Genomic DNA, 26,989 nt, shown 5'->3' with positions numbered 1-26,989 from the left:
ATTTTTCCGACACCTGGCGCAGTACAAGGATTCCGGATGCCTACGAGCGGCTGCTGCTCGAAGTGATGCGCGGCAACCAGAACCTGTTTGTGCGCAAGGACGAAATCGAGTACGCCTGGAAGTGGTGCGACCAGCTGATCGCCGGCTGGCGGAACGCGGGCGATGCGCCCAAGCCTTATGCGGCAGGCTCGTGGGGGCCGATGAGCTCGATTGCACTGATCACACGCGATGGGAGGGCCTGGTATGGCGACATCTGAGGCGATAACCGAACTGAAACTGCCAGCGGACGTGAAGGCACACGCCCTGGCCGACGCCAACACCCTGGCCACGACTCTGGCCAATGACGTGGCTGAACGTCTGCGTGCGGCCGTTGCGGCCAAGGGCGAGGCCTGCGTTGTGTTGTCCGGCGGCCGCAGCCCGGTGCCGTTCCTGGAGAAACTTTCTGGCCAGAGCCTGGACTGGGCCAAGGTCACCGTCAGCCTGGCCGATGAACGCTGGGTGCCAGTGGAGCACGCTGACAGCAACGCCGGCCTGCTGGCCCGCCACCTGCTCAAGGGGCCGGCGGCCAAGGCGCGCTTCGTTGGCTTGTACCAGCAGGCTGAAAGCCTGGATGCCGCTGCGCTCAAGGCCGACCAGGCTTTGGCTGCGCTGCCGGTGATCGATGTGCTGGTGCTCGGCATGGGTGACGATGGCCATACCGCCTCGCTGTTCCCCGCCAGCCCCGAGCTGAAAGCAGGCCTGGACCTGGCGAGCTCACGCCGCTGCCTGCCGATGCTGGCACCTGGCGTGCCGCACCAGCGCCTGTCGATGACCCGCGCGCTGCTGGCCAGTGCCGCCTTCATCGCGCTGTCCGTGCAAGGGCAGGGCAAACTCGCTACCCTGCGCGCCGCGCTGGGTGGCAACGACCTTACCGAAATGCCGATTCGCGCTTTTCTTCACGACCCCCTGGACATCTACTGGTGCCCATGAGCCAAGGATCTACAGTCATGACCACCCTCGAACGCCCACAGGCCCTGCTCTCGATGGCCGATAAAGCCGCACGGATCGACGCCATCTGCAAAAAGGCGCGCATCCTGCCGGTGATCACCATCGCCCGTGAGGAAGATATCCTGCCGCTGGCTGATGCGCTGGCTGCTGGCGGCATCCGCACCCTGGAAGTGACCTTACGATCGCAGCACGGCCTGAAGGCCATCCAGGTGCTGCGCGAACAGCGCCCGGAGCTGTGCGTCGGCGCCGGTACGGTGCTGGACCGCAGCATGTTCGCCGCTGTTGAGGCGGCAGGTGCGCAATTCGTCGTTACACCGGGCATTACTCCGGACGTGCTGGCGGCGGGAGTAGACAGCGAAATTCCATTGCTGCCGGGTATCAGCACGCCGTCCGAAATCATGATGGGCTATGCCTTGGGCTATCGCCGGTTCAAGCTGTTTCCGGCGGAAATCAGTGGCGGCGTGGCGGCGATCAAGGCCTTTGGCGGGCCGTTCGGTGATATCCGCTTCTGCCCGACCGGTGGCGTGAACCCGGCCAATGTCCGCAATTACATGGCCTTGCCCAATGTGATGTGCGTGGGTGGTACCTGGATGCTCGACAGCAGCTGGATCAAGAACGGCGACTGGGCGCGGATCGAGGCGTGCAGCGCGGAGGCGATGGCGCTGCTGGACGCCAACTGAATTTGTTGTGTGCTTTACGGCTTGTGGGGCGCTTGGACGGCGCCCTTTTTTTCGCCTGCAAGAAAGTATTCCTGCTGAAGGAGCGTGTTGTCGACCGTTAAGTTTGTACCTCTTTCGGTAACAGGGGAACTAACGGTGATCAGTCATCACGAACATGAATTTAAAGGGTCGTATGAGATTGAGCGCCACCTGTATGGTGCGCAGGGTTTGCAAGCGGGGAGTTGGGTTGCCGGGAAAACGGTTTTTGGCGGCATTAAAGTGAACGGTGTTTCTGTCGAGTGCTATACCCGCCCCGCTTTTGCCTACCTTTCTTATTGCTCCCGGGTGCAGGAGAGTCGTTCTGATCAATATGTAAGCCGGCAGCATTACTGGTGTGGGCTTGGTCGGGAATTCATGGGGAATATAGGGTGCGCGTTCAAAATCAGTGCGGGCGTTAATCGGGCAAATTCATTGTCCGGCATTGTCACTGATTTGCCTGCTCATGTGTTGTGGGGCGAACCCAGCGAGCACGTGCGCGATGTGTATTTGAACGGTAGTGCGGCATATCTGATTTATCAGGTGAATATCGCTTACGCCCATTGCCTGCTCGCAAACAAAATAAGCAAAGAACTCCAAGGTGCGTTTTGCGATGTGGGCGGGCAACAGGTGCTTGTGTCCGCAACCGCCACCAGTAGCCTGGTTGCAGTCGATGAATCGCAGGCTGTTGAGCTTGCTGGCTGGCCCCTTATAAAGCAGGCAGTGCTTGAGCGGGCAGGGCAGGGTGTACTTCAGTTTGACTACGCTGCACGAGATGTTCCCTTCTATCGATATAAATAACAGTACTTGACAGGAAATCAGATGATATGAGCTTTATTGACAAGGCAATGGTCAAGGACATCGGAGACTTTCCGCACAAGCGCGGGTCTTATGAGGTTGAGAATTATTTGCTTGGTGGTGACGGTGCAGTCAACGCCGGTTGCTGGATATATGATAAAACCGTCTATGGCGACATGAAGCTGGGATCGCAGAATTGGGCGACATACAGTACGCCGGTCTTGGCTTACCTGGCGCATTTGAATACCGTACGTGTGCCCAGTAGCGTCAAATATATACAGGACGTGGCTGTAACCGAGGGGTATAGCTCGACATTCACTTCAACATTGGAAACGGAAATTGGTCTGGGGTCTGGTTTTCTGGGGTGTGTGATCGGTGGCAAGTTGACGTCGAGTTCCAGTGAGGGGATTTACGGGTCTACGGTCAATACGCGTAAAATTGAAATGGAAGGCCCAGGAGTGTTTAATATCTACCAGTTGCACTATGTCTATGCACATTGTGTGACGTCGGCAGGTAACTTTGGGGATTTCTTCGAGTATTCGAAGTGCCAAAAAATCAAAAATCGCGAAGACCTGTTCTTCCTGACTTCGCTGGCCAGTGAAACCACCGTTGCTGTTGCCTCAAAATACTCTATTGCGCCGCTGGGCTGGGGAGAGATACAGATTGCCGCCCTCATGGACGGATACAATGCAGAGTTCAATAGTGGCCGTTTTGCCTTCGACTGGAAGGCCCGTAATCTTCCCGGGTGTCATTACTGAAGAAAGGCATGAGCAACCCGCCATTGGCGGATGGCTACTCGCTTGGTACTTCTGCGCTACACCTGCAGATTGCGCGTTGGTTGTGCGGCAGGTTTACCACGATAGGGCAGTAAATAAAAAAGCCCGCATCACAGGATGCGGGCTTTTTCATTCATTGCAGCACGGCTCAGGCCGCCTTGGCTTCCTGCTGGCTCAGCGAACGGTTCAGCGCGCTGAACAGCGCCTTGAAGCTGGCCGTGGTGATGTTTTCATCGATACCCACACCGTGCACCGGACGGCCGCCAGCGACGCGCAGTTCGATGTAGGCCGCAGCCTTGGCATTGGTACCCGCGCCAATGGCATGCTCGTTGTAATCCATGATCTCCACGGCAATCGGCAGGCCGGCTACCAGCGCTTCCAGGGCACCATTGCCCTTGCCGCGCCAGTGCAGCGTGGTTTCGCCTTCACCGGCAACTTCCACTTCCACGGTGCTGTGGCCGTTTTCTTCCTGCAGGCGGTGGCTGACCAGCGCATATGGGGCGTTGGCCTGGAGGTATTCCTTGTGCAGCAGGCTGTAGATCTGCTGGGCGGTCATTTCCAGGCCCAGGCGGTCGGTTTCGCCTTGCACCACTTGGCTGAACTCGATCTGCATGCGACGCGGCAGGCTGATGCCGTATTCCTGCTCGAGCAGATAGGTGATGCCCCCTTTGCCCGACTGGCTGTTGACGCGGATCACCGCCTCGTAGCTGCGGCCGATGTCGGCCGGGTCGATCGGCAGGTACGGCACTTCCCACAGCTCGCCTTCTTGCTGCTTGGTAAAGCCCTTGCGGATGGCATCCTGGTGCGAGCCGGAGAACGCGGTGTGAACCAGATCGCCAACGTAGGGATGACGCGGGTGCACCGGCAGCTGGTTGCACTCTTCGACAACCTTGCGCACGCCGTCGATGTCCGAGAAGTCCAGTTGCGGGTCGATGCCTTGGGTGTAGAGGTTCAGCGCCAGGGTCACCAGATCGACGTTGCCGGTACGCTCGCCGTTGCCGAACAGGCAGCCTTCGGCGCGGTCCGCACCGGCCATCAGGCCCAGTTCGGTGGCAGCGATGCCGGTGCCCCGGTCGTTGTGGCAGTGCAGGCTGATGATCACGCTGTCGCGGCGGCTGATATTGCGGCAGAACCACTCGATCTGGTCGGCGTAGATGTTCGGCGTGGCGACTTCCACGGTGGCCGGCAGGTTGAGGATGACCTTGTGCTCAGGCGTCGGGTTCCACACCTCGATGACCGCATCGCAGACTTCCTTGGCGAACTCCAGCTCGGTGGCGCTGAAGGTTTCTGGCGAGTACTGGAAGGTCCACTGGGTGTCCGGTTGCTGGGCAGCGTACTTGACGAACAGCTTGGCCGCGTTCACTGCGATGTCCTTCACGCCTTGCTTGTCCTGGTTGAAGACAATGCGGCGGAACGACGGGCTGGTGGCGTTGTACAGGTGGACGATGGCCTTCTTCGCGCCGCGCAGCGACTCGAAGGTGCGGGCGATCAGGTCTTCACGGGCCTGGGTGAGCACCTGGATGGTGGTGTCGTCCGGGATATGGCCGTCTTCGATAAGGGTGCGCACGAAGTCGAAGTCGGTCTGCGAAGCGGACGGGAACGAAGCCTCGATTTCTTTCACGCCAACCTGCACCAAGGTCTTCCAGAAGCGCAGTTTCTTCTCCGAATCCATCGGCTCGATCAGCGACTGGTTGCCATCACGCAGGTCGGAGCTGCACCAGATTGGCGGCTCGGTGATGGTTTTCGACGGCCAGGTACGGTCAGGCAGGTCGATGGTCGGGAACGCGCGGTATTTTTTCGAAGGGTCTTTGAGCATGGTCATGGAAGCAATCCTTTTGTGTGCGGCCGAGATCGGGCCTGCCGAGCGATAACGAGGTGAAGAGGCGAGGCGACGCGATTCAGCCTGGTAGTCGGGCGCTGACCAGGCAGAGGCTGCGATGTTGTCGGAGCAGGATGAGGGTGCTGAAGGTTTTCATGCTTCCAAACTTAACCAGTGGGGTGGGGGATGGCAAGCGTTCGGCAGAAATTGAGAGGAATGCTTAAAAAAGTCGGTTTTGCGAGATTTTATGGCAGGGATTTTCTGGGTGCTTATTGATTGTTGCGCGGTATTTTTCGCTGGCGCAACCCAAAGCTCAGGGCTGGAAGGCACCAATGAAGATTGCCGGGTCCACGCGAGCATCGTTCAGGCTGACGTTCCAGTGCATATGCGGCCCGGTAGCCCGACCGGTCGAGCCCACGCGCCCGACCACATCGCCGCGGCGCAGCTGTTGCCCTACCTGGGTATCGATCTTCGACATGTGGCAGAACATGCTGATGAAGCCCTGGCCATGGTCGACGAAGACGGTACGGCCATTGAAAAAGTAGTCCCCCACCAGGATCACCTTGCCGTTGGCCGGGGTCTTGATCGGCGTGCCGGCCGGCACTGCAAAGTCCAGCCCGGCGTGGGGGTTGCGTTCTTCGCCATTGAAGAAGCGGCGCACGCCGAACTTGCTCGACAGCGGGCCGCTGACCGGCTTGTCGAGGATCAGGTTGCTCGGCAGGGACGGGCTGAAGCTGCGGTATGCCTTGATCTGCTCGGCCAGTTCGCGGTCGATGCGCTTGAGGTCGGCCGGGTTCGGGTTGACCTGGCGGGTGTTCTTGAGGGTGATGCGTTGCTCGGGGTATTGCTTGCTGCCGACCGTGAACGGCAGGGTGCGACCGCCCTGGCTCAGCAGGGCGGTGCCGGGCTTCTGGGTCAGCGGGATGCCGACGATGGCCAGCCAGTTGTCCTGTTCCTTTACCACCAGCACCGGTTTGCCGTCGAAGCGGGCACTGGGTGCGCTGGCGGCAGGGCCGAGGTCGATCACCGCCACACCGCCGGGTACCGGCTTGTTCAGTGTGCGGGTGATGTAGCTGGCCTGGGCGCCGCCAGCCAGTAGCAGCAGGGAAAGGGCAAGCAAGGGCGCGAACAGGCGGGGCATGTGTCAGTCCAGTAGTGAGAGGGTGACCGGGGTCAGGTGGTTGTCTTCAACCCGCACCAGCAGCTCGCCCTGGTTCAGGCGGGCGGTGAGGCGTTGGCCATTGCGGGTCTGTTCGGCGCTGCGTATCGCCTGGCCTTGTTCATCCAGCAGGATGCTGTAGCCGCGGGCGAGGGTGGCCAGCGGGCTGACCACTTGCAGCGTCTGCAATTGCGCCTGGAAGCGCTGGCGACGGTCCTTGAGCACTTCGCGCATGGCCCGTGGCAGGCGCTCGGCCAGGCTGTCCAGGCGCTGGTTCAGCAGTTTCAGGGTGCGCCCCGGGTGCTGCGCGGCCAGGCGGGTATCCAGGCGTGCCAGGCGTTCGCGGCGCTGGTTGAGGTTGAGCGTGAAGGCGCGCCGCAGGCGCATGTCCAGGTCGTCCAGGCGCTGGGCCTGCTGGCGCAGGCGCTCGCCGGGGTGGCGCAGGCGCCGGGTCAGTGATTCCAGGCGCAGGCGGTCGTGGGTCAGGCGGTTCTGCATGCGCAGCAGCAGGCGCCGTTGCAGGCCTTCCAGGCGTTGCTGCAGGCCACTGTTGTCGGGGGCCAGCAACTCGGCGGCGGCAGACGGTGTGGGCGCACGCACGTCGGCGACGAAGTCGCTGATCGACACATCGGTCTCATGGCCCACCGCACTGACGATGGGCGTGACGCAGGCAGCCACCGCCCGCGCCACGGCTTCTTCGTTGAAGCACCACAGGTCTTCCAGCGAGCCACCGCCACGGGCCAGGATCAGTGCGTCGAAACCCAGGCTGTCGGCCAGACGGATGGCGCGCACGATCTGCGCGATGGCTTCGCGGCCCTGCACTGCCGTGGGGATCAGGTTCAGTTCCACCTGCGGCGCGCGGCGGCCGAACACGCTGATGATGTCGCGGATCACCGCGCCGGTGGGCGAGGTGATGATGCCGATGCGCTGCGGGTGGGCCGGTAGCGGCTTCTTGCTCTCGGCGCTGAACAGCCCCTCACCACCGAGCTTTTCCTTCAGGGCCTCGAACGCCAGGCGCAGCGCGCCGTCGCCGGCCGGTTCGACGGTGTCGAGAATCAGCTGGTAGTCGCCACGCCCTTCGAACAGCGAAACCTTGCCGCGCACCCGCACAGCCAGGCCATCGCGCAGGGCCTGGCGCACACGCGTGGCGTTCTGCCGGAACAGCGCGCAGCGCACCTGGGCGCCGCTGTCCTTGAGGGTGAAGTACATGTGCCCGGACGCGGGGCGGGCGAGATTGGAAATCTCGCCCTCTACCCACACGCTGCGGAACACGTCTTCCAGCAGCACGCGGGCGCGGCCGTTGAGTTGGCTGACGGTAAGGACCTCGCGGTCCAGGCCGAGTCGTTCGAAGGGGTCTCTGATCATGCTCGGCATCATCGCAGTTGCGGGTGGCGAGCTTCAAGCAGTAGTAACTGAGTTGCCCGAATTACACTTGCCTGGCATGGCAAACAAGTAATGTGACGGCGGCGGTCACTGCCACATGGCACCAGTGAAGTGCCGCGCCAGTTGCCCCGCTTCTCGCCGGCAGGCCAGCGCAACGGTACTCATGCAGCGACTCTCCAGTGCCACGAAGCTGACCGAAACCGGGGCGATCTCACGCATGCATGCCGGCAACAATGCCACGCCAAATCCGGCTTGAATCAGTTGCAACTGCGTCGTCTTGCGCGACAGCACCTGTGCCGCCTGCGGGAAAAAGCCCGCGTCCATGCACAGGGAGGCAGACAGGTAACTCAGCCCGCCACGGTCGCGGTGCGGAATGGAAATAAAACGCTCTTCACGCAACTGCTCCAGCCTCACCTGCGTTGCACCAGCCAACGGATGCCCAGCCGAAACGGCCAGAAACAACGGTTCGCTGAACAATTCATGCAGCACCACGCCCTCATGCTGGCGCAACACCGGCAAACGCAGCAGGCCGATATCCAGACGCCCCGCCGCAATATCCTCCAGCTGCGCCTCCGACGACTGCTGAGCAATCTCCAGCGCAACCCCAGGGTTATCGCGCAAGTAGCCGCCCAGGCGAGCCAGCAGCGAGCCGGTCAGCGGTACGGTACTTGAATGGTTCAGGCGCAGGCTGCCCTGCAACCCTTCGCCAATATCGCGGGTAACCCGCTCCGCTTGTGCCAGGTCAGCCAGCAAACGCCGCGCCCGCTCCAGGAAGGCCTGCCCCGCCAGCGTCAGGCGCGGCAGGCGCGCGGTACGCTCGAACAGCGGAGTGCCCAACTGTTGCTCCAGCTCCTTGATCTGCCGGCTCAGCGCCGACTGGGCTACGTAGAGTCGCTCGGCGGCGCCACTGAAGCTCCCGCACTCGGCGATTTCCACGAAGTAACGCAACTGGCGGATCGACGTCATGTCATGCCTTTTCGAGATGGCTTTGTCGATAAAGGCATATTAGTCGGCATGGCTCGCTGCTGGCTAACCTTTGTCTGTCTTCCCAGGAACTGCTGCCATGATCGCCCAGCTGTCTTTTTCCGGCCTTGACTGGCTGCCCATCCTGCTCGGTGTCGGGGTTGCCTACATCGTCTTCGGCATCGCCGGTTTCGGGACTGCGCTGGTGGCTGGCCCGGTACTGATCCACTTTATGCCGCTGTCACGGATCATTCCGCTGCTGGTGTTGCTCGACTTCGTCGCGGCATTCGGCAACCTGCTGCCGTCGCGCCGCGATGTGGTGCGCAGTGAGTTGCTACGGCTACTGCCGTTCATGGCCATAGGCTGCACGTTCGGTGTGGTGTTCCTGCTGCAGTTGAAGTCTGATTTGTTATTGCTGTTGATGGGTGTGTTTGTCACGGCCTATGCGCTGTACGGCCTGGCGGTGAAGGTGCGGCCGGCGAACCTGTCCGGTTTCTGGGCGGTGCCGATGGGCACGGCAGGCGGGCTGTTCGGCGCGTTGTTCGGCAGTGGTGGCTTCCTTTATGCGCTCTACCTGAGTGCACGGCTGCAGGCGAAGGAACAAGTGCGCGCCACCCAGAGCGCGCTGATCAGTTGCAGCACGGTCGTACGCCTGACGCTGTTCCTGATCGCCGGTGTGTATGCCGATCAGAGCCTGCTGCTGCTCGCCGCCTGCCTGTTGCCGGTAATGTTCGTCGGCCTGTGGGTCGGGCGCAGGCTTACCCACAGGCTGTCCCGCGAAGCCTTCGTGCGTCTGGTCACCTGGCTGGTACTGGCCAGTGGCCTGGCGCTGATAGGTCGCTACCTCAGCGCTTGAGCAGGCGGTAGAATTGCGCCATTACCGCAGTTTTTCAGGCTTGCCTCTTTCATGAACACCCAGAGCATCATCGTCCCCAAGCTGTCTACCGTCCCGGCGCATGAGGCCCGCAGCCGCGCCATCCTGCGCTGGCTGGTACGTGAGAAGGTGGTCGAGGAGCAACTGACCACCTGTGGCCGCACCGGCAACCGGATGGGCCACGCGTTGGCCGCCGGTGCCCGCAAAGTCGCCCTGCACCCCGACAAGCTACCGTTCGGCGAACCGGTCAACGGCTTGGAGGTGATGCTCAAGCGCTGCATTTATACCCCCACCGAGGGCTTCCTCGAAGAGGCTGGCTGCCCGGAGTGCCGGCGTGAAGTGGGCGAGCCGCTGTTCGAAAGCCTGGAAGAGTGGATGCCGGCAGTGAGCGACAACTTTACCTGCCCGCTCTGCGGTCATGAAGATGACATCAATGGCTTCATTTACCTGCAGCCATGTGCCTTTTCCAACCTCGGGTTCATCTTCAACAACTGGGGCGAGGCCGGGTTTACCCAGGCCTTTCTCGACAGCTTCGCCGACTGGCTCGACCAGCCGGTGACCGTTGTGCAGGTAAAACTGCCACAAGGCTGACCGAAGGCCCTTATTTTGCATTGAGCGGCGCGCCGTGGATGAGTATAATGGCGCGCTTCCATTTTTCCCGCCCGGGAGCCCCCGCGATGCTGCGTATCAGCCAAGAAGCCCTGACCTTCGACGATATTCTCCTTGTACCTGGCTATTCCGAGGTACTACCCAATGAAGTCAGTCTCAAGACCCGTTTGACCCGTGGCATCGAGCTGAACATTCCGCTGGTATCCGCTGCCATGGATACCGTGACCGAAGCGCGTCTGGCCATTGCCATGGCCCAGGAAGGCGGCATCGGCATCATCCACAAGAACATGACCATCGATCAGCAGGCCGGCGAAGTACGCAAGGTCAAGAAGTTCGAGGCTGGCGTGGTCAAGGACCCGATCACCATCGATGCCGACGCCACCGTGCGTGACCTGTTCGACCTGACCCGCCTGAACAACATCTCTGGTGTTCCAGTGCTGGAAAACGGCGACCTGGTCGGTATCGTCACCTCGCGTGACGTGCGTTTCGAAACCCGCCTGGATGCCAAGGTACGCGACGTGATGACGCCTAAAGAGCGTCTGGTTACCGTGCGCGAAGGCGCCGACAAGAACGAAGTCCGCGAGCTGCTGCACAAGCACCGCCTGGAAAAAGTCCTGATCGTCGACGACAAGTTCAGCCTCAAGGGCATGATGACCGTCAAGGACATCGAAAAAGCCAAGGCCTACCCGCTGGCCAGCAAGGACGACCAGGGTCGCCTGCGCGTCGGCGCCGCCGTCGGCACTGGCAAGGACACCGGCGAGCGCGTTGCCGCGCTGGTTGCCGCTGGCGTTGACGTGGTGGTGGTCGACACCGCCCACGGCCACTCCAAGGGCGTGATCGACCGCGTTCGCTGGGTCAAGGAAACCTACCCGCAAGTGCAGGTGATCGGCGGCAACATCGCCACCGGCGCCGCCGCCAAGGCCCTGGCCGAAGCTGGCGCTGACGCGGTCAAGGTCGGTATCGGCCCAGGCTCGATCTGCACCACCCGTATCGTTGCCGGTGTCGGCGTGCCGCAAATCAGCGCCATCGCCAACGTTGCCGCAGCGCTGGAAGGCACTGGCGTGCCACTGATCGCCGACGGTGGCATCCGCTTCTCCGGTGACCTGTCCAAGGCCATCGTTGCTGGTGCTTCCTGCGTGATGATGGGTTCGATGTTCGCCGGTACCGAAGAAGCCCCGGGTGAAGTCGAACTGTTCCAGGGCCGTTCCTACAAGGCTTACCGCGGCATGGGCTCGCTGGGTGCCATGGCACAGGCGCAGGGCTCGTCCGACCGTTACTTCCAGGACTCCTCGGCCGGCGCCGAGAAGCTGGTACCGGAAGGCATCGAAGGCCGTGTGCCTTACAAGGGCGCCCTGGCCGCGATCATCCACCAGCTGATGGGCGGCCTGCGTTCGTCCATGGGCTACACCGGCAGCGCAACCATCGAAGAGATGCGCACCAAGCCGGAATTCGTACGCATCACTGGTGCCGGCATGGCCGAGTCCCACGTGCATGACGTGCAGATCACCAAAGAAGCCCCTAACTACCGCGTAGGCTGAGGCTTCTTGGGTTCGTACGAAATGTAGCCGAGCGGCGATCAGGCAAGGCGAAAACAGGCGAGGAAGCGGAGTTTGCTGGTTGCAAATGAGCATTCCGAGCCTGTTTTCAACGCAGCATGATCGACGCGCAGGCACATTTCGTACGAAGCCCAGCAACATCAGCATGCGGGGCTGTCATTACAGCCCCGCGTCGTTTCCGATTTCCACTGACGAGATTGAGTCATGGCCCTCGACATTCACGCTCACCGCATCCTGATCCTCGATTTCGGTTCCCAGTACACCCAGCTGATCGCCCGCCGCGTGCGCGAAATCGGCGTGTACTGCGAACTGCACCCGTTCGACATGGACGATGAAGCGATCCGCGAATTCAACCCGCGCGGCATCATCCTCGCCGGCGGCCCCGAGTCGGTCCACGAAGCCAACAGCCCGCGCGCGCCACAGGCCGTGTTCGACCTGAACGTACCGCTGCTGGGCATCTGCTACGGCATGCAGACCATGGCCGAGCAGCTGGGCGGCAAGGTTGCAGGTTCCGACCTGCGTGAATTCGGTTATGCCCGCGTAGATGTGGTCGGCAAGAGCCGCCTGCTCGATGGCATCGAAGACCACATCGACGCTGACGGCGTACTGGGCCTGGACGTGTGGATGAGCCACGGCGACAAGGTTACCCAGATGCCAGGCGACTTCCACGTGCTGGCCAGCACCCCGAGCTGCCCGATTGCCGGCATGTTCGACGATGCGCGCGGCTACTACGGCGTGCAGTTCCACCCGGAAGTGACCCACACCAAGCAGGGCGGTCGCATCCTGTCGCGCTTCGTGCAGGATATCTGCGGCTGCGAAGCCCTGTGGACTGCGTCCAACATCGTTGAAGACGCCATCGCCCAGGTGCGTCAGCAAGTCGGTTCGGCCAACGTCCTGCTGGGCCTGTCCGGCGGCGTCGACAGCTCGGTGGTTGCCGCGCTGCTGCACCGTGCCATCGGCGACCAGCTGACCTGCGTATTCGTCGACAACGGCCTGCTGCGCCTGCACGAAGGTGACCAGGTAATGGCCATGTTCAAGGAGAACATGGGGGTCAAGGTAATCCGCGCCGACGCTGAAAAGCAGTTCCTCGATAACCTGGAAGGCGAAGCCGACCCGGAGAAGAAGCGCAAGATCATCGGCCGCACCTTCATCGACATCTTCGATGCCGAAGCCAGCAAGCTGGACAACATCCAGTTCCTCGCCCAGGGCACCATCTACCCGGACGTAATCGAGTCGGCTGGCGCCAAGAGCGGCAAGGCCCACGTGATCAAGTCGCACCACAACGTCGGTGGCCTGCCAGAGGAAATGAACCTCAAGCTGGTCGAGCCGCTGCGTGAACTGTTCAAGGACGAAGTGCGCAAGATCGGCCTGGAGCTGGGCCTGCCGTACGACATGGTCTACCGCCACCCGTTCCCGGGCCCGGGCCTGGGCGTGCGGATCCTCGGTGAAGTGAAGAAAGAATACGCCGACATCCTGCGCCGCGCCGACCACATCTTCATCGAAGAACTGCGCAAGGCCGACTGGTACCACAAGACCAGCCAGGCGTTCGTGGTATTCCAGCCGGTCAAGTCGGTTGGCGTCGTTGGCGACGGCCGTCGCTACGCTTGGGTCGTTGCCCTGCGTGCCGTCGAGACCGTGGACTTCATGACCGCGCGCTGGGCACACCTGCCGTACGAGCTGCTTGAGACCGTCAGCGGCCGCATCATCAACGAAATCGAAGGCATCTCGCGCGTTACCTACGACGTGTCGAGCAAGCCGCCGGCCACCATCGAGTGGGAATGAGTTGAGCCACAAGGGCGCCGCAAGGCGCCCTTGTGCTATCGGGCAAATGGATTGCTCCGATCAGCTGCGCACTGGCGGGACACTCAACAGCAAGTCGCTGCGCACAAAGCCCCCATCAACACCAAGTCCGGGATCAATACCGATATCCAAGGTTTGGCCGACACCCGCGCGCGCCACGCGCAAGCCGATACAACCCTGCAGTTCGCTCACGCCGGGCACATCTTCAAACAGATTGGCGTGGCTGTTGCCCATGAGCGCCACCCACTTGGATGTTCCGCGTTGCGTCTGGTCGGCAGTGATGATCTGCTGAGCAGCGTAATTCATCATGCGCTGTCGGGGAGCAGGAAAAGGCGGGAGCTCTTCCCAGCCCATACGGTAGCTGAGCATGCTGTCAATGCCCTGCACTCTGATGTTCTGGCTGTAAGCCTCGTACAGCATGCCTTTGAGGGTGTAATGAACGGGATCGTTGGACTGCACCGCCGCAGTTTCGTCCCAGGTCTCCACGTAGGTTTTCAAGTCTGCCGGCAGTACGCCTGTTCGGTTGAACATGTCCATGTCGGCCTGTTGGTAATCGACCATGAAGTGCTCGGAGTACAGCACCTTGACCCCTTGGCGTTTGAACTGCTTCATATTCCTCGTCAAGAACTGCCTTGCGCCATCCTCGATGTGCGACTCACCCATCACCAGCCCTTGGTGCTCTTCGTACAGGCTACCGATTATCTGCCGAGCATCAGCCCCTTGCGGGATATTGGGAATCGCTGGGCGCTCTGGCAGTCGGAGCTGGTCATAGAAAATTTCCACGTCGCGTGTCATCTGCCCAAGCGCTTGATGATATGCCCTGTTGAGAGGGCTGCCGTATGGGTCTCGCATCAGTTGTGCGCCTGCTCCAGTAAGCGCGAAAGGTTTCAACTCGGACCGTTCTGGCTCGGCAATATCATAAAGCTCCAGTGTCAAAGGGGGCAGTTGCGGCCTTGGCCGTAGACGCCCCCAGGCCTTGAGCAGAAAGCGCGGCGTGCCACCTTTGAGGCCCATACGCTCATGGGGCTGCCAGCGGCCATCGACATCCCTGACGATGGGAATTGCCTGGCGGAAAGAGAATGGCGTTTCGGGGTCGACGATAACCCACGTCTCCAGTTCATGGATAAAGCGCACCTGATAAGTCAGGTCGCCGACCATTGCATAGAAATTGCCGTTTTGCAGGTGTACGCCCTCCAGCGGCCCTCTGCCCGCTTTGGTTGCCACGATGTCGTTGCTTTGCAGGGCCTGCAACTGGTTGTCCAGCTCGCCTGGCTGGAATGCCTTGGGCACCCAGGTCTCGATTTCTTGCGGGGTCGCAGGCTGCAATTCTTCGGGGAAATCATGCTCTACGGGTAGGTCAGGCGCGATCGGCGGTTCGAGGGCCGGGCCAGCTGCGCCCGTTTCGGAGGCTGGCGCGCCGGCGTCAGTGGCCCCTGCGAGGCCGATCATCAGGGTGTTGATCACCGCAAAGATGGCGTTTTGCACGCCTGCCTGGCGTTCAGCGCTGGTATGTCCGTTGATGGCTTGATCGATATCCAGGCCGATCTCGACCAGCCCGGCGCCCACTCCTGCCAATGCTACCGGCCACGCCAGCGCTGTCAGGGGCCCGAAAACCGTGTTGGCGGCACTCAGGTAGCCGAGCCACAATTGCTTGCGCAGGTCTGCGTTGGAGCGCAGCGCCAACTCCGCATCGTCGGTCATGCGCTGCTGGGCAGCCTTGTGAAGATAGCTGAACGCGTCCATATGCAAGGGTTTGCCGAGGGTGTTGATCCCGCCCACCTCGAGCGCATCCCACTGGCGCCTCATCAGGTCGAGCAGGGCAGCCAAGCCGGTGTTGGTCCAGTGAGCGAGGTAGTCCGCGACCTTGATCAACGAGGACTCTTGATGGCAGGCAAGCGGGAAGTGGCTGGTCAGGCGTGCTTTGCCGGCAGGCGTCAGGGTGGTTGCCAGGACCCAGGCGTGAAGCTCGCGGTCGTTGGCGAACAATCGAAACGCCTCGGCCTCACCGGGCAGATACAGCAGCTGGTAGCCGTCAGCCATGACGATTCTGAGGATGTCGCTGGAAATGCGCTCGCCGAGGCTGAAGGCAAGGACCTTCATGCCTGCCGGCGGCAGATTCGTTTGCTGCAGATGCGCCAGGGTGGGTGCGCCGTCGCGCTTTCCGGCCAAGGCCTCGGCGGCCAGCCGAACGCGGGCGGCCAAGGCCTTGTTGCCCGCATGCGCCTGGGTTTCGAGTGCCTTGACCAGGAATGTGGCTTTTGCCAGCGTGCGGTAATCGTCGCCATGTCGGGTCCAGAAATCGCGGGCGCGCTGGTCGAAGAGGCTGCTGAAATCGATGCTCCAGAAGTAGTCGAGCGCATCCTTTGGCAACAGCCTGATCTCGTTGCGCTCGTCATAGGCAGCCTCGCCCGGCCCCTTGCTGTAGAAGCCGCAGTAAGTGCTTAGCAGGTCGCTGGCGTCTTGCTCGGCAACGCTGAAGCGGCGCATGACCAGCTGGACAAGGGTGAGGGTTTGAGAGGGTTGGGTGTCATGTTGCCAGCCGGTGAATGTGCGCGGACTGCTGGTGGCCTGGTGGAAGCGATGAAAGTACACCTGGTCTGGCTCCAGGTCGTCGAGCTGATGTTCGGCCAATAGCGTCAGGGCCGTGTCGCGGGCCATCTGCAGCATGTCCGGGCAGGCGGTACTCAGCTTCATGGCGATTTGCTGGAGTGTTTTCAGGTCCTGTTGCTGCGTATCGGAAAGAAGCATGGGCGATCTCACACGGCTTGATGAGGGCCGCAGCGTGCGCTTGGGGGCTGGCAAACAGGCGGTAATTAACGCTCCAGGCAGGCGCAATCCGGAGAGTTCACTTAATCTTTCCCATTTGCAGGTGTATCGTATTCGCCCTTCATCGCCAGCCACTGCTGGCAGCTTGATTGCGCAGAACATGAGGTACCCGCACCGATGTCCTTCACCCGTCGACAAATGCTCAAAGGCCTCACCGGCCTGGTTGTGGTTGGCCTGGGCGCCGGTGGCGCGGCGCGCTATTGGCTGGGCAAGGTCGAAGACGAGAATGCCGGGCATGACTACGAGCTGATCGCCGCGCCCCTGGAGGTAGAGCTGGTACCGGGTTTCAAGACCGAGGCCTGGGCGTTCGGCCCATCGGCGCCGGGCACCGAACTGCGGGTGCGGCAGGGCGAGTGGCTGCGGGTACGCTTTATCAACCACCTGCCGGTCGAGACCACCATCCACTGGCACGGCATCCGCCTGCCGCTGGAAATGGACGGCGTGCCTTATGTGTCGCAGTTGCCGGTCAAGCCGGGCGAGTACTTCGACTACAAGTTCCGCGTACCGGACGCCGGCAGTTACTGGTACCACCCGCATGTCAGCAGTTCCGAAGAACTGGGCCGTGGTCTGGTCGGCCCGTTGATCGTCGAGGAGCGCGAGCCGACCGGCTTCAAGCATGAACGCACCTTGAGCCTGAAAAACTGGCACGTGGACGAGCAGGGCGCCTGGCTGCCCTTCAGCATCCCCCGCGAGGCGGCGCGTAATGGTACTGCTGGCCGGCTGATCACCATCAATGGCCAGGCCGATTCGGTGACTGAGCTGCCTGCCGGCCAGGTGGTGCGGGTGCGCCTGCTCAACCTCGACAACACCTGGACCTACCGCATCAACCTCAAGGGCAACTGCGAGGCGATGATCTACGCCCTCGATGGTAACCCGGTTACGCCGCGCAAACTCGACGACGACTACTGGCTGGGCCCGGGCATGCGTATCTGCCTGGCGATTCGCATACCCCAGCCTGGGGAGGAAATTTCCCTGCGTGACGGTTTCGTGCGCCTGGGCACATTGCGGTCGGTTGCCAGCAATGCCGCGCCAAGCGACTGGCCAGCCGCGTTACCGCCAAACCCGGTGGCCGAGCCGGACCTGGAGAATGCCGAAAAGCTCAACTTCAATTTCGAGTGGGTCGGCAAGGTCTCGGTGGATACCGACAACGGCCGGCCGCCGAGCCTGTGGCAGATCAATGGCCAGGCCTGGGACATCACCGACAAGACCTGCGCGGACCGGCCGATAGCCACGCTGCAGAAGGGCAAGAGCTACATTTTCGAGCTGAAGAACATGACCCAGTACCAGCACCCGATCCACCTGCACGGCATGAGCTTCAAGGTGATCGCCTCCAACCGCCACGACATCACCGAGCCGTGGTTCACCGACACCTACCTGCTGGGCAAGAACGAGCGCGCCCAGGTGGCGCTGGTGGCGGATAATCCGGGCACCTGGATGTTCCATTGCCATGTCATCGACCACATGGAAACCGGCCTGATGGCCGCGATCGCGGTGGTCTGATGCGTCCGCAGATCATCGATCGTAGCCGCGATCAGGAATTCATGCGCCTGGCGCTCGACCTGGCCGCCGCGGGTGCGGCTCTGGGCGAGGTGCCGGTGGGTGCAGTGCTGGTCCAGCATGGCCAGGTGATCGGCCAGGGGTTCAACCGGCCGATCATCGATAGCGATCCTAGTGCCCATGCCGAGATGGTGGCAGTGCGCGCGGCGGCGAAGTCCGCCAGCAATTATCGTCTACCGGGCAGCACCCTGTACGTGACTCTGGAGCCGTGCAGCATGTGCGCCGGGCTGATCGTGCATGCGCGGGTGATGCGGGTGGTGTATGGGGCGTTGGAGCCCAAGGCGGGCATCGTGCAGAGCCAAGGCCAGTTTTTCGGGCAGGGCTTCCTGAACCATCGGGTGATGGTGGAGGGGGGCGTGCTGGCGGAGGAGTGCGGGCAGATCCTGAGTGAATTCTTCAGGGCGCGTCGGGCGAAGAATTCATGAAGTCTGTCACCGTCGCTCTGTGAAGTGGCGGGAGGATGCCCCCTGTCGGTGGTGGAACAGAACAGGGGGCAGGGTGTCGCTCAACGGGGTGGAAGCGTGTTTACGCAAGAAAGTTTTCCGGCAATGTTCCCGTGATCATAATCGTTTTTCTGCATTTTCAGGCCCGGGAGGACGTCTTCACCTGTCTTCTTGAGTTTCAGATCTGCGATCGAGGTCCACTCGGTGTCCAGGGGCGTATCACTGGTAACTTCCAGGTAGAAAAGCCAGTCATCCAGCGGGCAATCTTTAGCACCCCTGGGGTTATCCGCGCCGAGAATGATCACCGAGTGTTTTGCTGCCTGTTCCAGCTTGAAGTCATAAACTTCATCGTTTTTGCAAGGGTAGTTGCCCATGTAGGCCGCGCTTCGCTCCTGGATGTCGAACGTGGTGCAGGCGACGGACTGATTTTTCTTCTTCAGGTGCAGCTGGCCGTTGACGCTTTGAGCCGATTGTTCGGCATATGCAACGTTGCTGAGAAGTAGCGCGCACAGCAAATAAGTCAGCTTGCTCATGATCCTCTCCATGATTGAATGCACGTGGGTGCTGGCGTGTTTTAACCCGCCTTCAGGCATGGGGAAACTGGCAGTTATATCAGTTGCAGCCATTCGGTTTTCTTGATCGCCCCGAGGCGGGACTTGCTGCCACCCGGGACTTACATCGGCGGCGACTGATCCGCCGGCTTGTCCTTGTTTACCCCAGGCACATGCAGATTGCCCTCGGCCACCTGGCCTTCGAGCTGCGGCTGGGTTACCCAGGTGAGGATGTCGTAGTAGCGGCGGATGTTGGCCACGAAGTGCACCGGCTCGCCGCCGCGGGCATAGCCGTACCTGGTCTGCCGGTACCACTGCTTCTGCGCCAGGCGCGGCAGCATCTTCTTCACATCCAGCCACTTGTTGGGGTTGAGCTTTTCGCGCTTGGCCAGGGTGCGGGCGTCTTCCAGGTGACCGCCGCCAACGTTGTAGGCGGCCAGGGCGAACCAGGTGCGGTCAGGCTCCTTGATGCTGTCGTCGAGCTCTGCCTTGATCTTCATGAAGTACTTGGCGCCGCCCTGGATACTCTGCCTCGGGTCAAGGCGGTTGGATACGCCCATGGCCTGGGCGGTGCGCTGGGTCAGCATCATCAGGCCGCGCACGCCGGTCTTGGACGTGACCTCCGGTTGCCACATCGACTCCTGATAGCCGATGGCGGCCAGCAGGCGCCAGTCCACCTGCTCGACCTTGGCGTAACTCTTGAAGTGCTTTTCGTATTTGGGCAGGCGCTGTTGCAGGTGCTGGGCGAAGGTATAGGCGCCGACATACCCCAGTACGTCCACATGGCCGTAGTAGCGGTCCTTCAGGCGCTGCAGGGTGCCGTTTTTCTGCGCCTTGTCGATAAATTCGTTGATTTCGTTGAGCAGGCTGTTGTCTTCGCCAGGCGCAACCGCCCAGCGCTGGTCACGCGTGTCGCCTACGTCGAAAGCGACCCGGACGTTGGGGAAGTACACCTGGTTCATCGACAGCTCGTTGGAGTCGACCAGGGTAAGGTCGATCTGGCCTTCATCGACCATGCGCAGCAGGTCGACCACCTCGACGGCGTCGGATTCTTCGTATTCCAGGCCCGGATTCTGCTTTTTCAGCTCTGCCAGCAGGTCGGCATGGCTGCTGCCCTTGAGCACCATGATCTTCTTGCCGACCAGGCCCTTGGCGTTGGTCGGGCGAGGGCGGCCGTTGCGGTAGATGACCTGGGGGGTGACTTCGAGGTAGGGATGCGAGAACCGCGCCTGGGTCTTGCGCCGTTCGCTGCTGACCAGCCCGGCTGCGGCCAGTACCGGGCCGGAGGGCTTGCCAAGGTCATCGAACAGTTCGTCGAGGTTGTCGGCGGTTTCGATCTCCAGCTTCACGCCGAGATCATCGGCGAAATGTTTGACCAACTCGTATTCGAAGCCGGTTTCGCCGTTGCGGTCCTGGAAGTAGGTGGCCGGGCTGTTGCGGGTGATCACGCGCAGCACGCCATCCTCCTTCACGCGCTCGAGGGTGCTGGGTTTTTCAACGCAGGCACCGAGCAGCAGAAAGAGTCCGGTTGCGAAAAGCCATTTGGCGCAACGCTGGCGCAAAGCAGTGTGGGCGAACATAGGTTGCAGTATACGCAAAGGACTGGCGCTGCCATATCTCGACAACGGTTTGCTTGTCTGGTAGCACATTCTGTGCAGTGGCGGCCTGATCCTCTGTAGGAGCGGCCTTGCGTCGCGATGGGCCGCTCCTACAGGGCGCGTGGAGAACAGGTGGAATTTTTGACCCGGAAGTCCGGTTCCACCGCCCGGCAGCCATGGCTTAGAGCGGGTGCCGAAAGCCAACGAATTAGGCTAGAATGCACGGCCTCTAAGCACACCCCTTCCTGAGGCTGTCCCGACGATGTTGATCCTGCGCGGCGCTCCTGCCCTTTCTGCCTTTCGCCACGGTAAATTACTCGAGCAACTGAGCCAGAAAGTCCCCGCTGTTACTGGTTTGTATGCCGAATTTGCCCATTTCGCCGACGTCGACGGCGAGCTGACCGCCGACCAGCAGCAGGTGCTGGGCCGTCTGCTCAAGTACGGCCCGAGCGTGCCGGTACAAGAGCCGACTGGCCGCCTGTTCCTGGTCGTGCCGCGTCTGGGCACCATTTCGCCGTGGGCCAGCAAGGCCAGCGACATCGCCCACAACTGCGGCCTGCAGTCGATCCAGCGCCTGGAGCGTGGTATCGCCTATTACGTCGCCGGCAACCTGAGCGACGCTGATGCCCAACTGATCGCCGCCGAACTGCACGACCGCATGACCCAGCGCGTGCTCGGCCAGCTGGAGCAGGCCGCTGACATGTTCAGCCACGCCCAGCCCAAGCCGATGACCTCGGTAGACATCCTGGCCGGTGGCCGCGATGCCCTGGCCAAGGCCAACATCGACCTGGGCCTGGCCCTGGCCGAAGACGAGATCGACTACCTGGTCAATGCCTTCCAGGGCCTCAAGCGCAACCCGAACGACATCGAACTGATGATGTTCGCCCAGGCCAACTCCGAACACTGCCGCCACAAGATCTTCAACGCCAGTTGGGACATTGACGGCCAGGGCCAGGAAAAAAGCCTGTTCGGCATGATCAAGAACACCTACCAGATGCACAGCGAAGGTGTGCTGTCTGCGTACAAGGACAACGCCTCGGTCATCGTCGGCAATGTTGCCGGCCGGTTCTTCCCGAACCCTGAAACCCGCCAGTACGGCGCGGTGACGGAGCCGGTGCACATCCTGATGAAGGTCGAGACGCACAACCACCCGACCGCCATCGCTCCGTTCTCCGGCGCCTCCACCGGCTCCGGCGGCGAAATTCGTGACGAAGGTGCTACCGGCCGCGGCGCCAAGCCGAAGGCTGGCCTGACCGGCTTCACCGTGTCCAACCTGCGCATCCCTGGCTTCGAACAGCCGTGGGAGCAGGCCTACGGCAAGCCAGAGCGTATCGTCGACGCCCTCGATATCATGATCGAAGGCCCTCTGGGCGGCGCCGCGTTCAACAACGAATTCGGCCGCCCGGCGCTGACCGGCTATTTCCGTACCTTCGAGCAGGCGATCAGCACCCCGCACGGTGAAGAAGTGCGCGGCTACCACAAGCCGATCATGCTTGCCGGCGGCATGGGCAACATCCGTGAAGAGCACGTGCAAAAAGCCGAGATCACCGTGGGCGCCAAGCTGATCGTGCTCGGCGGCCCGGCCATGCTGATCGGCCTGGGCGGCGGCGCTGCTTCGTCGGTAGCTACCGGTGCCAGCTCGGCTGACCTGGACTTCGCCTCGGTACAGCGCGAAAACCCGGAAATGGAACGCCGTTGCCAAGAGGTCATCGACCGTTGCTGGCAGCTGGGCGACAACAACCCGATCGCCTTCATCCACGACGTCGGTGCCGGTGGTATCTCCAACGCCTTCCCGGAACTGGTCAACGACGGTGGCCGTGGTGGCCGCTTCGAACTGCGCAACGTGCCCAACGACGAGCCGGGCATGGCCCCGCACGAAATCTGGAGCAACGAATCGCAGGAGCGCTACGTGCTGGCGGTCAGCGCCGTCGACTTCGAGCGCTTCCAGGCCATCTGCGAACGTGAGCGTTGCCCGTTCGCCGTGGTCGGCGAAGCCACTGAAGAGCCGCACCTGACCGTAAGCGACAGCCACTTCGGCAACACGCCGGTGGACATGCCGCTCGACGTGCTGCTGGGCAAGCCGCCACGCATGCACCGTTCGGTTACCCGTGAAGCCGAACTGGGCGATGACTTCGACCCGAGCGAGCTGGACCTGGACAGCGCCGTCCAGCGCGTGCTGAACCACCCGGCGGTAGCCAGCAAGAGCTTCCTGATCACCATCGGCGACCGCACCATCACCGGCCTGGTTGCCCGCGACCAGATGGTCGGCCCGTGGCAGGTTCCGGTGGCCGACTGTGCCGTCACCGCCACCAGCTTCGACGTCTACACCGGCGAAGCCATGGCCATGGGCGAGCGCACCCCGCTGGCGCTGCTGGATGCCCCGGCGTCCGGGCGCATGGCTATCGGCGAAACCATCACCAACCTGGCCGCTGCGCAGATCGAAAAGTTGTCCGACATCAAGCTGTCGGCCAACTGGATGTCCGCTGCCGGCCACCCGGGTGAAGACGCGCGCCTGTACGACACGGTCAAGGCCGTTGGCATGGAGCTGTGCCCGGAACTGGGCATCACCATTCCGGTCGGCAAAGACTCGATGTCGATGAAGACCCAGTGGAGCGATGAGGGCGGCGAGAAGAGCGTCACCTCGCCGATGTCACTGATCATCACCGGCTTTGCCCCGGTCACCGACATCCGCAAGACCCTGACCCCGCAACTGCGCATGGACAAGGGCGAGACCGACCTGATCCTGATCGACCTGGGCCGTGGCAAGAACCGCATGGGCGCCTCGATCCTGGCCCAGACCTACGGCAAGATCGCTGCCCAGGCACCGGACGTCGATGACGCCGAAGACCTCAAGGCATTCTTTGCCGTGATCCAGGGCCTGAACGCCGACGGCCACCTGCTGGCCTACCACGACCGTTCCGACGGTGGCCTGGTGACCACAGTGATGGAAATGGCCTTTGCCGGCCACTGCGGCCTCGACCTGCAACTCGATCCGCTCACCGACAACCGTGTCGAAGTGCCGGCCATCCTCTTCAACGAAGAACTGGGCGCGGTCATCCAGGTTCGCCAGGATGCCACCCCGGACGTGCTGGCACAGTTCAGCGCCGCTGGCCTGGGCGAAGAGTGCGTCGCAGTGATCGGCAAACCGGTCAACAACGCTGAAGTGTCCATCAGCCTGAACGGCGAAGTGCTGTTCGACGACGACCGCCGCATGCTGCAACGCCAGTGGGCCGAAACCAGCTACCAGATCCAGCGCCTGCGCGACAACGCCGACTGCGCCGACCAGGAATTCGACCTGCTGCTCGAGGAAGACAACCCTGGCCTGTCGGTGAAGCTGGGCTTCGACGTCAACGACGACATCGCTGCGCCGTACATCAAGAAAGGCGTGCGCCCGCAAGTGGCAATTCTGCGTGAGCAGGGCGTCAACGGCCAGGTCGAGATGGCTGCTGCCTTCGACCGCGCCGGCTTCGCTGCCATCGATGTGCACATGAGCGATATCCTCGCCGGTCGTGTCGACTTCGATGCCTTCAAGGGCCTGGTGGCCTGCGGTGGCTTCTCGTACGGTGACGTGCTGGGCGCTGGTGAGGGCTGGGCCAAGTCGGCGCTGTTCAACAGCCGCGCCCGCGACGCTTTCCAGGCCTTCTTCGAGCGTACCGACAGCTTCGCCCTGGGCGTGTGCAACGGTTGCCAGATGATGTCCAACCTGCACGAGCTGATCCCGGGCACCGAGTACTGGCCGCACTTCGTGCGCAACCGCTCGGAGCAGTTCGAGGCGCGCGTGGCCATGGTCGAAGTGCAGAAGTCCAACTCGATCTTCCTGCAGGGCATGGCCGGTTCGCGCATGCCGATCGCCATCGCCCACGGCGAAGGCCATGCCGAGTTCGCCAGCGAAGAAGCACTGCTGGAAGCCGATGTCTCTGGCTGCGTGGCCCTGCGCTACGTCGACAATCATGGCAAGGTCACCGAAGCCTACCCGGCCAACCCCAACGGCTCGCCGCGTGGTATCACCGGCCTGACCAGCCGCGACGGCCGCGTGACCATCATGATGCCGCACCCGGAGCGTATGTTCCGTGCCGTGCAGAACTCCTGGCGCCCGGATGAGTGGCAGGAAGATGCCGCACTGATGCGCATGTTCCGCAACGCGCGGGTGTGGGTGAACTAAGGCGTGTACAAGCTCGCCTTCTTCGTCCCGGCCAGCCATGTTGAAGTGGTCAAGGCCGCTGTGTTCGCCGCTGGCGGCGGGCGCATCGGTGACTATGACCACTGCGCCTGGCAAACCCTGGGCCAGGGCCAGTTTCGCCCGTTGCACGGCAGCCAGCCGTACCTCGGGCAAACCGGTCAGGTCGAGGTGGTGGAGGAGTGGAAGGTGGAGCTGGTGGTGGATGACGAGCGGGTAGCCCAGGTCGTCGCTGCGCTCAAGCAGAGCCACCCGTACGAGACGCCAGCCTATGAAGTCTGGCGGCTCGGCGAGTTCTAGACCGCATCACGGCCTTCGCGGGTGAACCCGCTCCCACAGGTACTTCACAGGGTTTGAAACTTGTGAGGTCTCTGTAGGAGCGGGTTCACCCGCGAAAGGGCCCTATGATCCAGCCACAATCTCCTTGCCGGGCTCAGGCCGCTTCAACCAGGCACAAGCCAGCAACCCCACCTCGAACAGCACCCACATCGGCACCGCCAGCATTGTCTGTGAAAACACATCCGGCGGCGTAAGTATCATCCCCACCACAAAGCAGCCCACGATCACGTAGGGCCTGCTGCGCCGCAACGTGGCTACATCGGCCAACCCCATCCAGACCACGATAAACGTCGCTACCGGAATCTCGAACGCCAGGCCGAAAGCCAGGAACAGCGCCAGGATGAAGTCCAGGTACTGGCTGATGTCGGTCATCATCGCTACGCCGTCCGGTGTCACGCTGGCGAAGAAGCCGAACATCATCGGGAATACCAGGAAGAACGCGAATGCCATGCCGCCATAGAACAGCAAGATGCTCGATAACAGCAGCGGCAGCACGATGCGCCGTTCGCGCTGGTACAGACCCGGTGCCAGAAAGCCCCAGGCCTGGTGCAGCAACAGCGGCATGGCGACGAACAGCGCGCACATCGCCGTCAGCTTGAACGGCGTCAGGAACGGCGAAGTGACGCTGGTCGCGATCATGCTCGCGCCTTCCGGCAAAAAACGCCGCAGCGGCTCGGAAATGAACGTGTACAGCGCCTGGGCAAAGGGGAACAGGCCGGCGAATACCAGCGCCACCAGCGCCAGGCAGCGCACCAGGCGTTTGCGCAGGTCGCGCAGGTGTTCGGTCAGAGGCATGCTGGCCGCCGGCCCCGTGGCAATAGTCATGAGGCGTTTTCCTTGGGCTCTGCAGCCGCGGCCACCGCACCGGCTGGCTGCGTATTCAGGCTGATGCCTTGGCGAATCTCGTGTTCCAGGCGCTGCAAAGGCGCGCTGTCCAGCTCTGGCAGCTCAATCTCGCGCTCCACCTGCGTGCGCAAGGCGTGCATGGCCCGGCGCGCCTGGCCCAGGCCGCGGCCAAGCGTGCGCGCGGCCACCGGCAGGCGCTCCGGGCCCAACACCAGCAACGCGACAATGCCCACCAGCAGCAACTCGCTGAAGCCGACCTCGAACATCAGGCCTGCCGGTCCGTTTGCGAGGGTTGTGTGGACTGCCCGGTCAGTGGGCACTGTTGCTGCACGTGTGCCTGGCCGCGGGCGTTGGCATCCGTGTCACCACCCATGGATTTGCGAAAACCCTGGATCGCCTCGCCCACATCGCTACCCAGGCCCTTCAGGCGTTTGGTACCAAACAGCAGGAATACGATCAGCAGTACGATCACCAGTTGCCAGATTCCAATACCACCCATTGCGACTACTCCTGTAAGGCCATGAAAAGGAAGGCTAATCCTGCCTCGTCCAGATGACGTGAACATGACGAACTGGCATTGCCATCTAGCTGCAACACGCCGCGTGTTGACTGGCGTTTTTATCCGGCACGCGAGGCACGCACGCATGGGAGGCAGGAAACAGCGGGGCGCGGCCCTGCTGATGGTGATGGTGGTATTGGCGATGCTGGCGGCGGGCATGGCATGGCTGGTGGAGGATGGCCGACGGCAGGTCGACGAGGTGCGCCTGTTGCACCAGCGGGTGCAGGCCCGGGCCATGGAGCAGGCTGGCCTTGCCTATGCCGGGCAGGCGCTGCGTGACCCTGCCTGGCGGCTTAGCCCGCTGTTCTGGCAGGCGTTGCGCGGGCAACCGCTGAACTATGATTTTGGCGCCGGTCAGGCGCAGCTGCGGGTGCGCGACCAGCACACCTGCTTCAACGTCAACGCGCTGCTTGGCGCCGACGGGGAACGCGCCGAACGGCAGTTGCGTTACCTGCTGGGTGACACCATGGCCGCCGAGCGCCTGGTCGATGCCCTGGCCGACTGGCTTGACCCCGACAGCGACGCCCGCCTGCAAGGCGCCGAGAGTGCCCAGTACCTGCGCCAGCAACCGCCGCGACTGGCGGCCAACCAGCCGATGCTCGACACCAGCGAACTGAACCTGTTGCTGGAGCCGGATGCTACTCGCCAGGCCCGTTACCCGATGCTGTGTGCGT

General features: G+C 62.2%; 23 protein-coding genes and 1 pseudogene. 14 read left to right on the top strand and 10 right to left on the bottom strand.

Features of this window, described 5'->3' with window-relative positions:
* The 5 genes and pseudogenes from HP546_RS06920 to HP546_RS06900 form a co-directional block, all read left to right on the top strand.
* Positions 1-257, top strand: a pseudogene (locus HP546_RS06920) (glucose-6-phosphate dehydrogenase); the annotation flags it as partial.
* A complete protein-coding gene (pgl, locus tag HP546_RS06915; protein WP_172221576.1) occupies positions 229-969 on the top strand; it encodes a 6-phosphogluconolactonase in 741 nt (246 codons plus the stop codon). The pseudogene HP546_RS06920 and the gene pgl, both read left to right, overlap by 29 nt.
* Positions 970-986: 17 nt before the next feature.
* Entirely contained in the window at positions 987-1,667 is a 681-nt protein-coding gene (locus tag HP546_RS06910; protein ID WP_172221574.1) for a bifunctional 4-hydroxy-2-oxoglutarate aldolase/2-dehydro-3-deoxy-phosphogluconate aldolase, read from the top strand.
* Between the two features lie 87 nt (positions 1,668-1,754).
* Complete coding sequence (locus HP546_RS06905; RefSeq protein ID WP_172221571.1) at positions 1,755-2,483, top strand: monalysin family beta-barrel pore-forming toxin; 729 nt, start codon at positions 1,755-1,757, stop codon at positions 2,481-2,483.
* A gap of 26 nt (positions 2,484-2,509) precedes the next feature.
* Positions 2,510-3,238, top strand: coding sequence for a monalysin family beta-barrel pore-forming toxin (locus tag HP546_RS06900; RefSeq protein ID WP_172221568.1), 729 nt, complete (start codon positions 2,510-2,512; stop codon positions 3,236-3,238).
* 166 nt (positions 3,239-3,404) lie between these two features.
* Here the strand turns inward: HP546_RS06900 and leuA are convergent, their stop codons facing one another.
* The 4 genes from leuA to HP546_RS06880 form a co-directional block, all read right to left on the bottom strand.
* The gene (leuA, locus tag HP546_RS06895) at positions 3,405-5,078 is read right to left on the bottom strand and encodes a 2-isopropylmalate synthase (RefSeq protein ID WP_172221565.1); all 1,674 of its coding nucleotides are present in this window, start codon (positions 5,076-5,078) and stop codon (positions 3,405-3,407) included.
* A 310-nt stretch (positions 5,079-5,388) separates the two neighbouring features.
* On the bottom strand, positions 5,389-6,216 hold the full coding sequence (locus tag HP546_RS06890) for a M23 family metallopeptidase (protein WP_172221562.1): 828 nt from the start codon (positions 6,214-6,216) through the stop codon (positions 5,389-5,391).
* A 3-nt stretch (positions 6,217-6,219) separates the two neighbouring features.
* The gene (gene xseA, locus HP546_RS06885; RefSeq protein ID WP_172221559.1) at positions 6,220-7,599 is read right to left on the bottom strand and encodes an exodeoxyribonuclease VII large subunit; all 1,380 of its coding nucleotides are present in this window, start codon (positions 7,597-7,599) and stop codon (positions 6,220-6,222) included.
* Between the two features lie 105 nt (positions 7,600-7,704).
* Positions 7,705-8,583, bottom strand: a complete 879-nt coding sequence (locus tag HP546_RS06880) for a LysR substrate-binding domain-containing protein (protein WP_172221557.1) — start codon at positions 8,581-8,583, stop codon at positions 7,705-7,707.
* A gap of 97 nt (positions 8,584-8,680) precedes the next feature.
* Between HP546_RS06880 and HP546_RS06875 the strand changes: the two genes are divergently transcribed.
* The 4 genes from HP546_RS06875 to guaA all read left to right on the top strand — a co-directional run bounded on the left by HP546_RS06875 (position 8,681) and on the right by guaA (position 13,401).
* Positions 8,681-9,436 (top strand): sulfite exporter TauE/SafE family protein, encoded by a 756-nt coding sequence (locus HP546_RS06875; RefSeq protein ID WP_172221554.1) that lies wholly within the window; start codon positions 8,681-8,683, stop codon positions 9,434-9,436.
* 51 nt (positions 9,437-9,487) lie between these two features.
* Entirely contained in the window at positions 9,488-10,045 is a 558-nt protein-coding gene (locus tag HP546_RS06870; RefSeq protein ID WP_172221552.1) for a sugar ABC transporter ATPase, read from the top strand.
* Between the two features lie 86 nt (positions 10,046-10,131).
* Entirely contained in the window at positions 10,132-11,601 is a 1,470-nt protein-coding gene (gene guaB, locus HP546_RS06865; protein ID WP_172221549.1) for an IMP dehydrogenase, read from the top strand.
* A gap of 222 nt (positions 11,602-11,823) precedes the next feature.
* The gene (gene guaA, locus HP546_RS06860; protein WP_172221546.1) at positions 11,824-13,401 is read left to right on the top strand and encodes a glutamine-hydrolyzing GMP synthase; all 1,578 of its coding nucleotides are present in this window, start codon (positions 11,824-11,826) and stop codon (positions 13,399-13,401) included.
* A gap of 60 nt (positions 13,402-13,461) precedes the next feature.
* Here guaA and HP546_RS06855 read toward each other — a convergent pair whose 3' ends face one another.
* On the bottom strand, positions 13,462-16,347 hold the full coding sequence (locus tag HP546_RS06855; RefSeq protein WP_172221543.1) for a membrane-targeted effector domain-containing toxin: 2,886 nt from the start codon (positions 16,345-16,347) through the stop codon (positions 13,462-13,464).
* 15 nt (positions 16,348-16,362) lie between these two features.
* On the opposite strand from HP546_RS06855, the gene HP546_RS06850 reads away from it, so the two are divergent.
* Together HP546_RS06850 and tadA are read left to right on the top strand one after the other, a co-directional pair.
* Complete coding sequence (locus HP546_RS06850; RefSeq protein WP_172221540.1) at positions 16,363-17,745, top strand: multicopper oxidase family protein; 1,383 nt, start codon at positions 16,363-16,365, stop codon at positions 17,743-17,745.
* Positions 17,745-18,227: a tRNA adenosine(34) deaminase TadA gene (gene tadA, locus HP546_RS06845; protein WP_172221537.1), complete on the top strand. Its 483-nt coding sequence runs from the start codon at positions 17,745-17,747 to the stop codon at positions 18,225-18,227. The genes HP546_RS06850 and tadA overlap by 1 nt, the downstream gene beginning before the upstream one ends.
* An 80-nt stretch (positions 18,228-18,307) precedes the next feature.
* On the opposite strand, the gene HP546_RS06840 is transcribed toward tadA, so the two are convergent.
* Positions 18,308-18,778, bottom strand: a complete 471-nt coding sequence (locus tag HP546_RS06840; protein WP_172221534.1) for a hypothetical protein — start codon at positions 18,776-18,778, stop codon at positions 18,308-18,310.
* A 140-nt stretch (positions 18,779-18,918) separates the two neighbouring features.
* The gene (gene mltF / locus HP546_RS06835; RefSeq protein WP_172221531.1) at positions 18,919-20,376 is read right to left on the bottom strand and encodes a membrane-bound lytic murein transglycosylase MltF; all 1,458 of its coding nucleotides are present in this window, start codon (positions 20,374-20,376) and stop codon (positions 18,919-18,921) included.
* A gap of 280 nt (positions 20,377-20,656) precedes the next feature.
* Between mltF and purL the strand changes: the two genes are divergently transcribed.
* Together purL and HP546_RS06825 are read left to right on the top strand one after the other, a co-directional pair.
* Entirely contained in the window at positions 20,657-24,556 is a 3,900-nt protein-coding gene (purL, locus tag HP546_RS06830) for a phosphoribosylformylglycinamidine synthase (RefSeq protein ID WP_172221528.1), read from the top strand.
* 3 nt (positions 24,557-24,559) lie between these two features.
* On the top strand, positions 24,560-24,871 hold the full coding sequence (locus HP546_RS06825; protein ID WP_172221525.1) for an NGG1p interacting factor NIF3: 312 nt from the start codon (positions 24,560-24,562) through the stop codon (positions 24,869-24,871).
* A gap of 102 nt (positions 24,872-24,973) precedes the next feature.
* Here HP546_RS06825 and tatC read toward each other — a convergent pair whose 3' ends face one another.
* Genes tatC through tatA form a run of 3 tightly spaced genes read right to left on the bottom strand, consistent with a single transcriptional unit; the run spans position 24,974 to position 26,255 of the window.
* Positions 24,974-25,735 carry a twin-arginine translocase subunit TatC gene (gene tatC, locus HP546_RS06820; RefSeq protein ID WP_172221522.1) on the bottom strand — a complete coding sequence of 254 codons (762 nt, stop codon included), beginning with the start codon at positions 25,733-25,735 and terminating at the stop codon, positions 24,974-24,976.
* Entirely contained in the window at positions 25,732-26,022 is a 291-nt protein-coding gene (tatB, locus tag HP546_RS06815; RefSeq protein WP_172221519.1) for a Sec-independent protein translocase protein TatB, read from the bottom strand. The genes tatC and tatB overlap by 4 nt, the downstream gene beginning before the upstream one ends.
* Entirely contained in the window at positions 26,022-26,255 is a 234-nt protein-coding gene (tatA, locus tag HP546_RS06810; protein ID WP_172221516.1) for a twin-arginine translocase TatA/TatE family subunit, read from the bottom strand. The genes tatB and tatA overlap by 1 nt, the downstream gene beginning before the upstream one ends.
* A 145-nt stretch (positions 26,256-26,400) precedes the next feature.
* Here tatA and HP546_RS06805 point away from each other — a divergent pair.
* Positions 26,401-26,989: general secretion pathway protein GspK (locus HP546_RS06805; RefSeq protein ID WP_172221513.1), on the top strand; the 589-nt coding region annotated here is incomplete at its 3' end.

Origin of the sequence: Pseudomonas sp. CM25, assembly GCF_013179705.1 — a bacterium.
Lineage (GTDB): Bacteria > Pseudomonadota > Gammaproteobacteria > Pseudomonadales > Pseudomonadaceae > Aquipseudomonas.
This window is presented reverse-complemented; position numbering and strand designations above follow the sequence as displayed.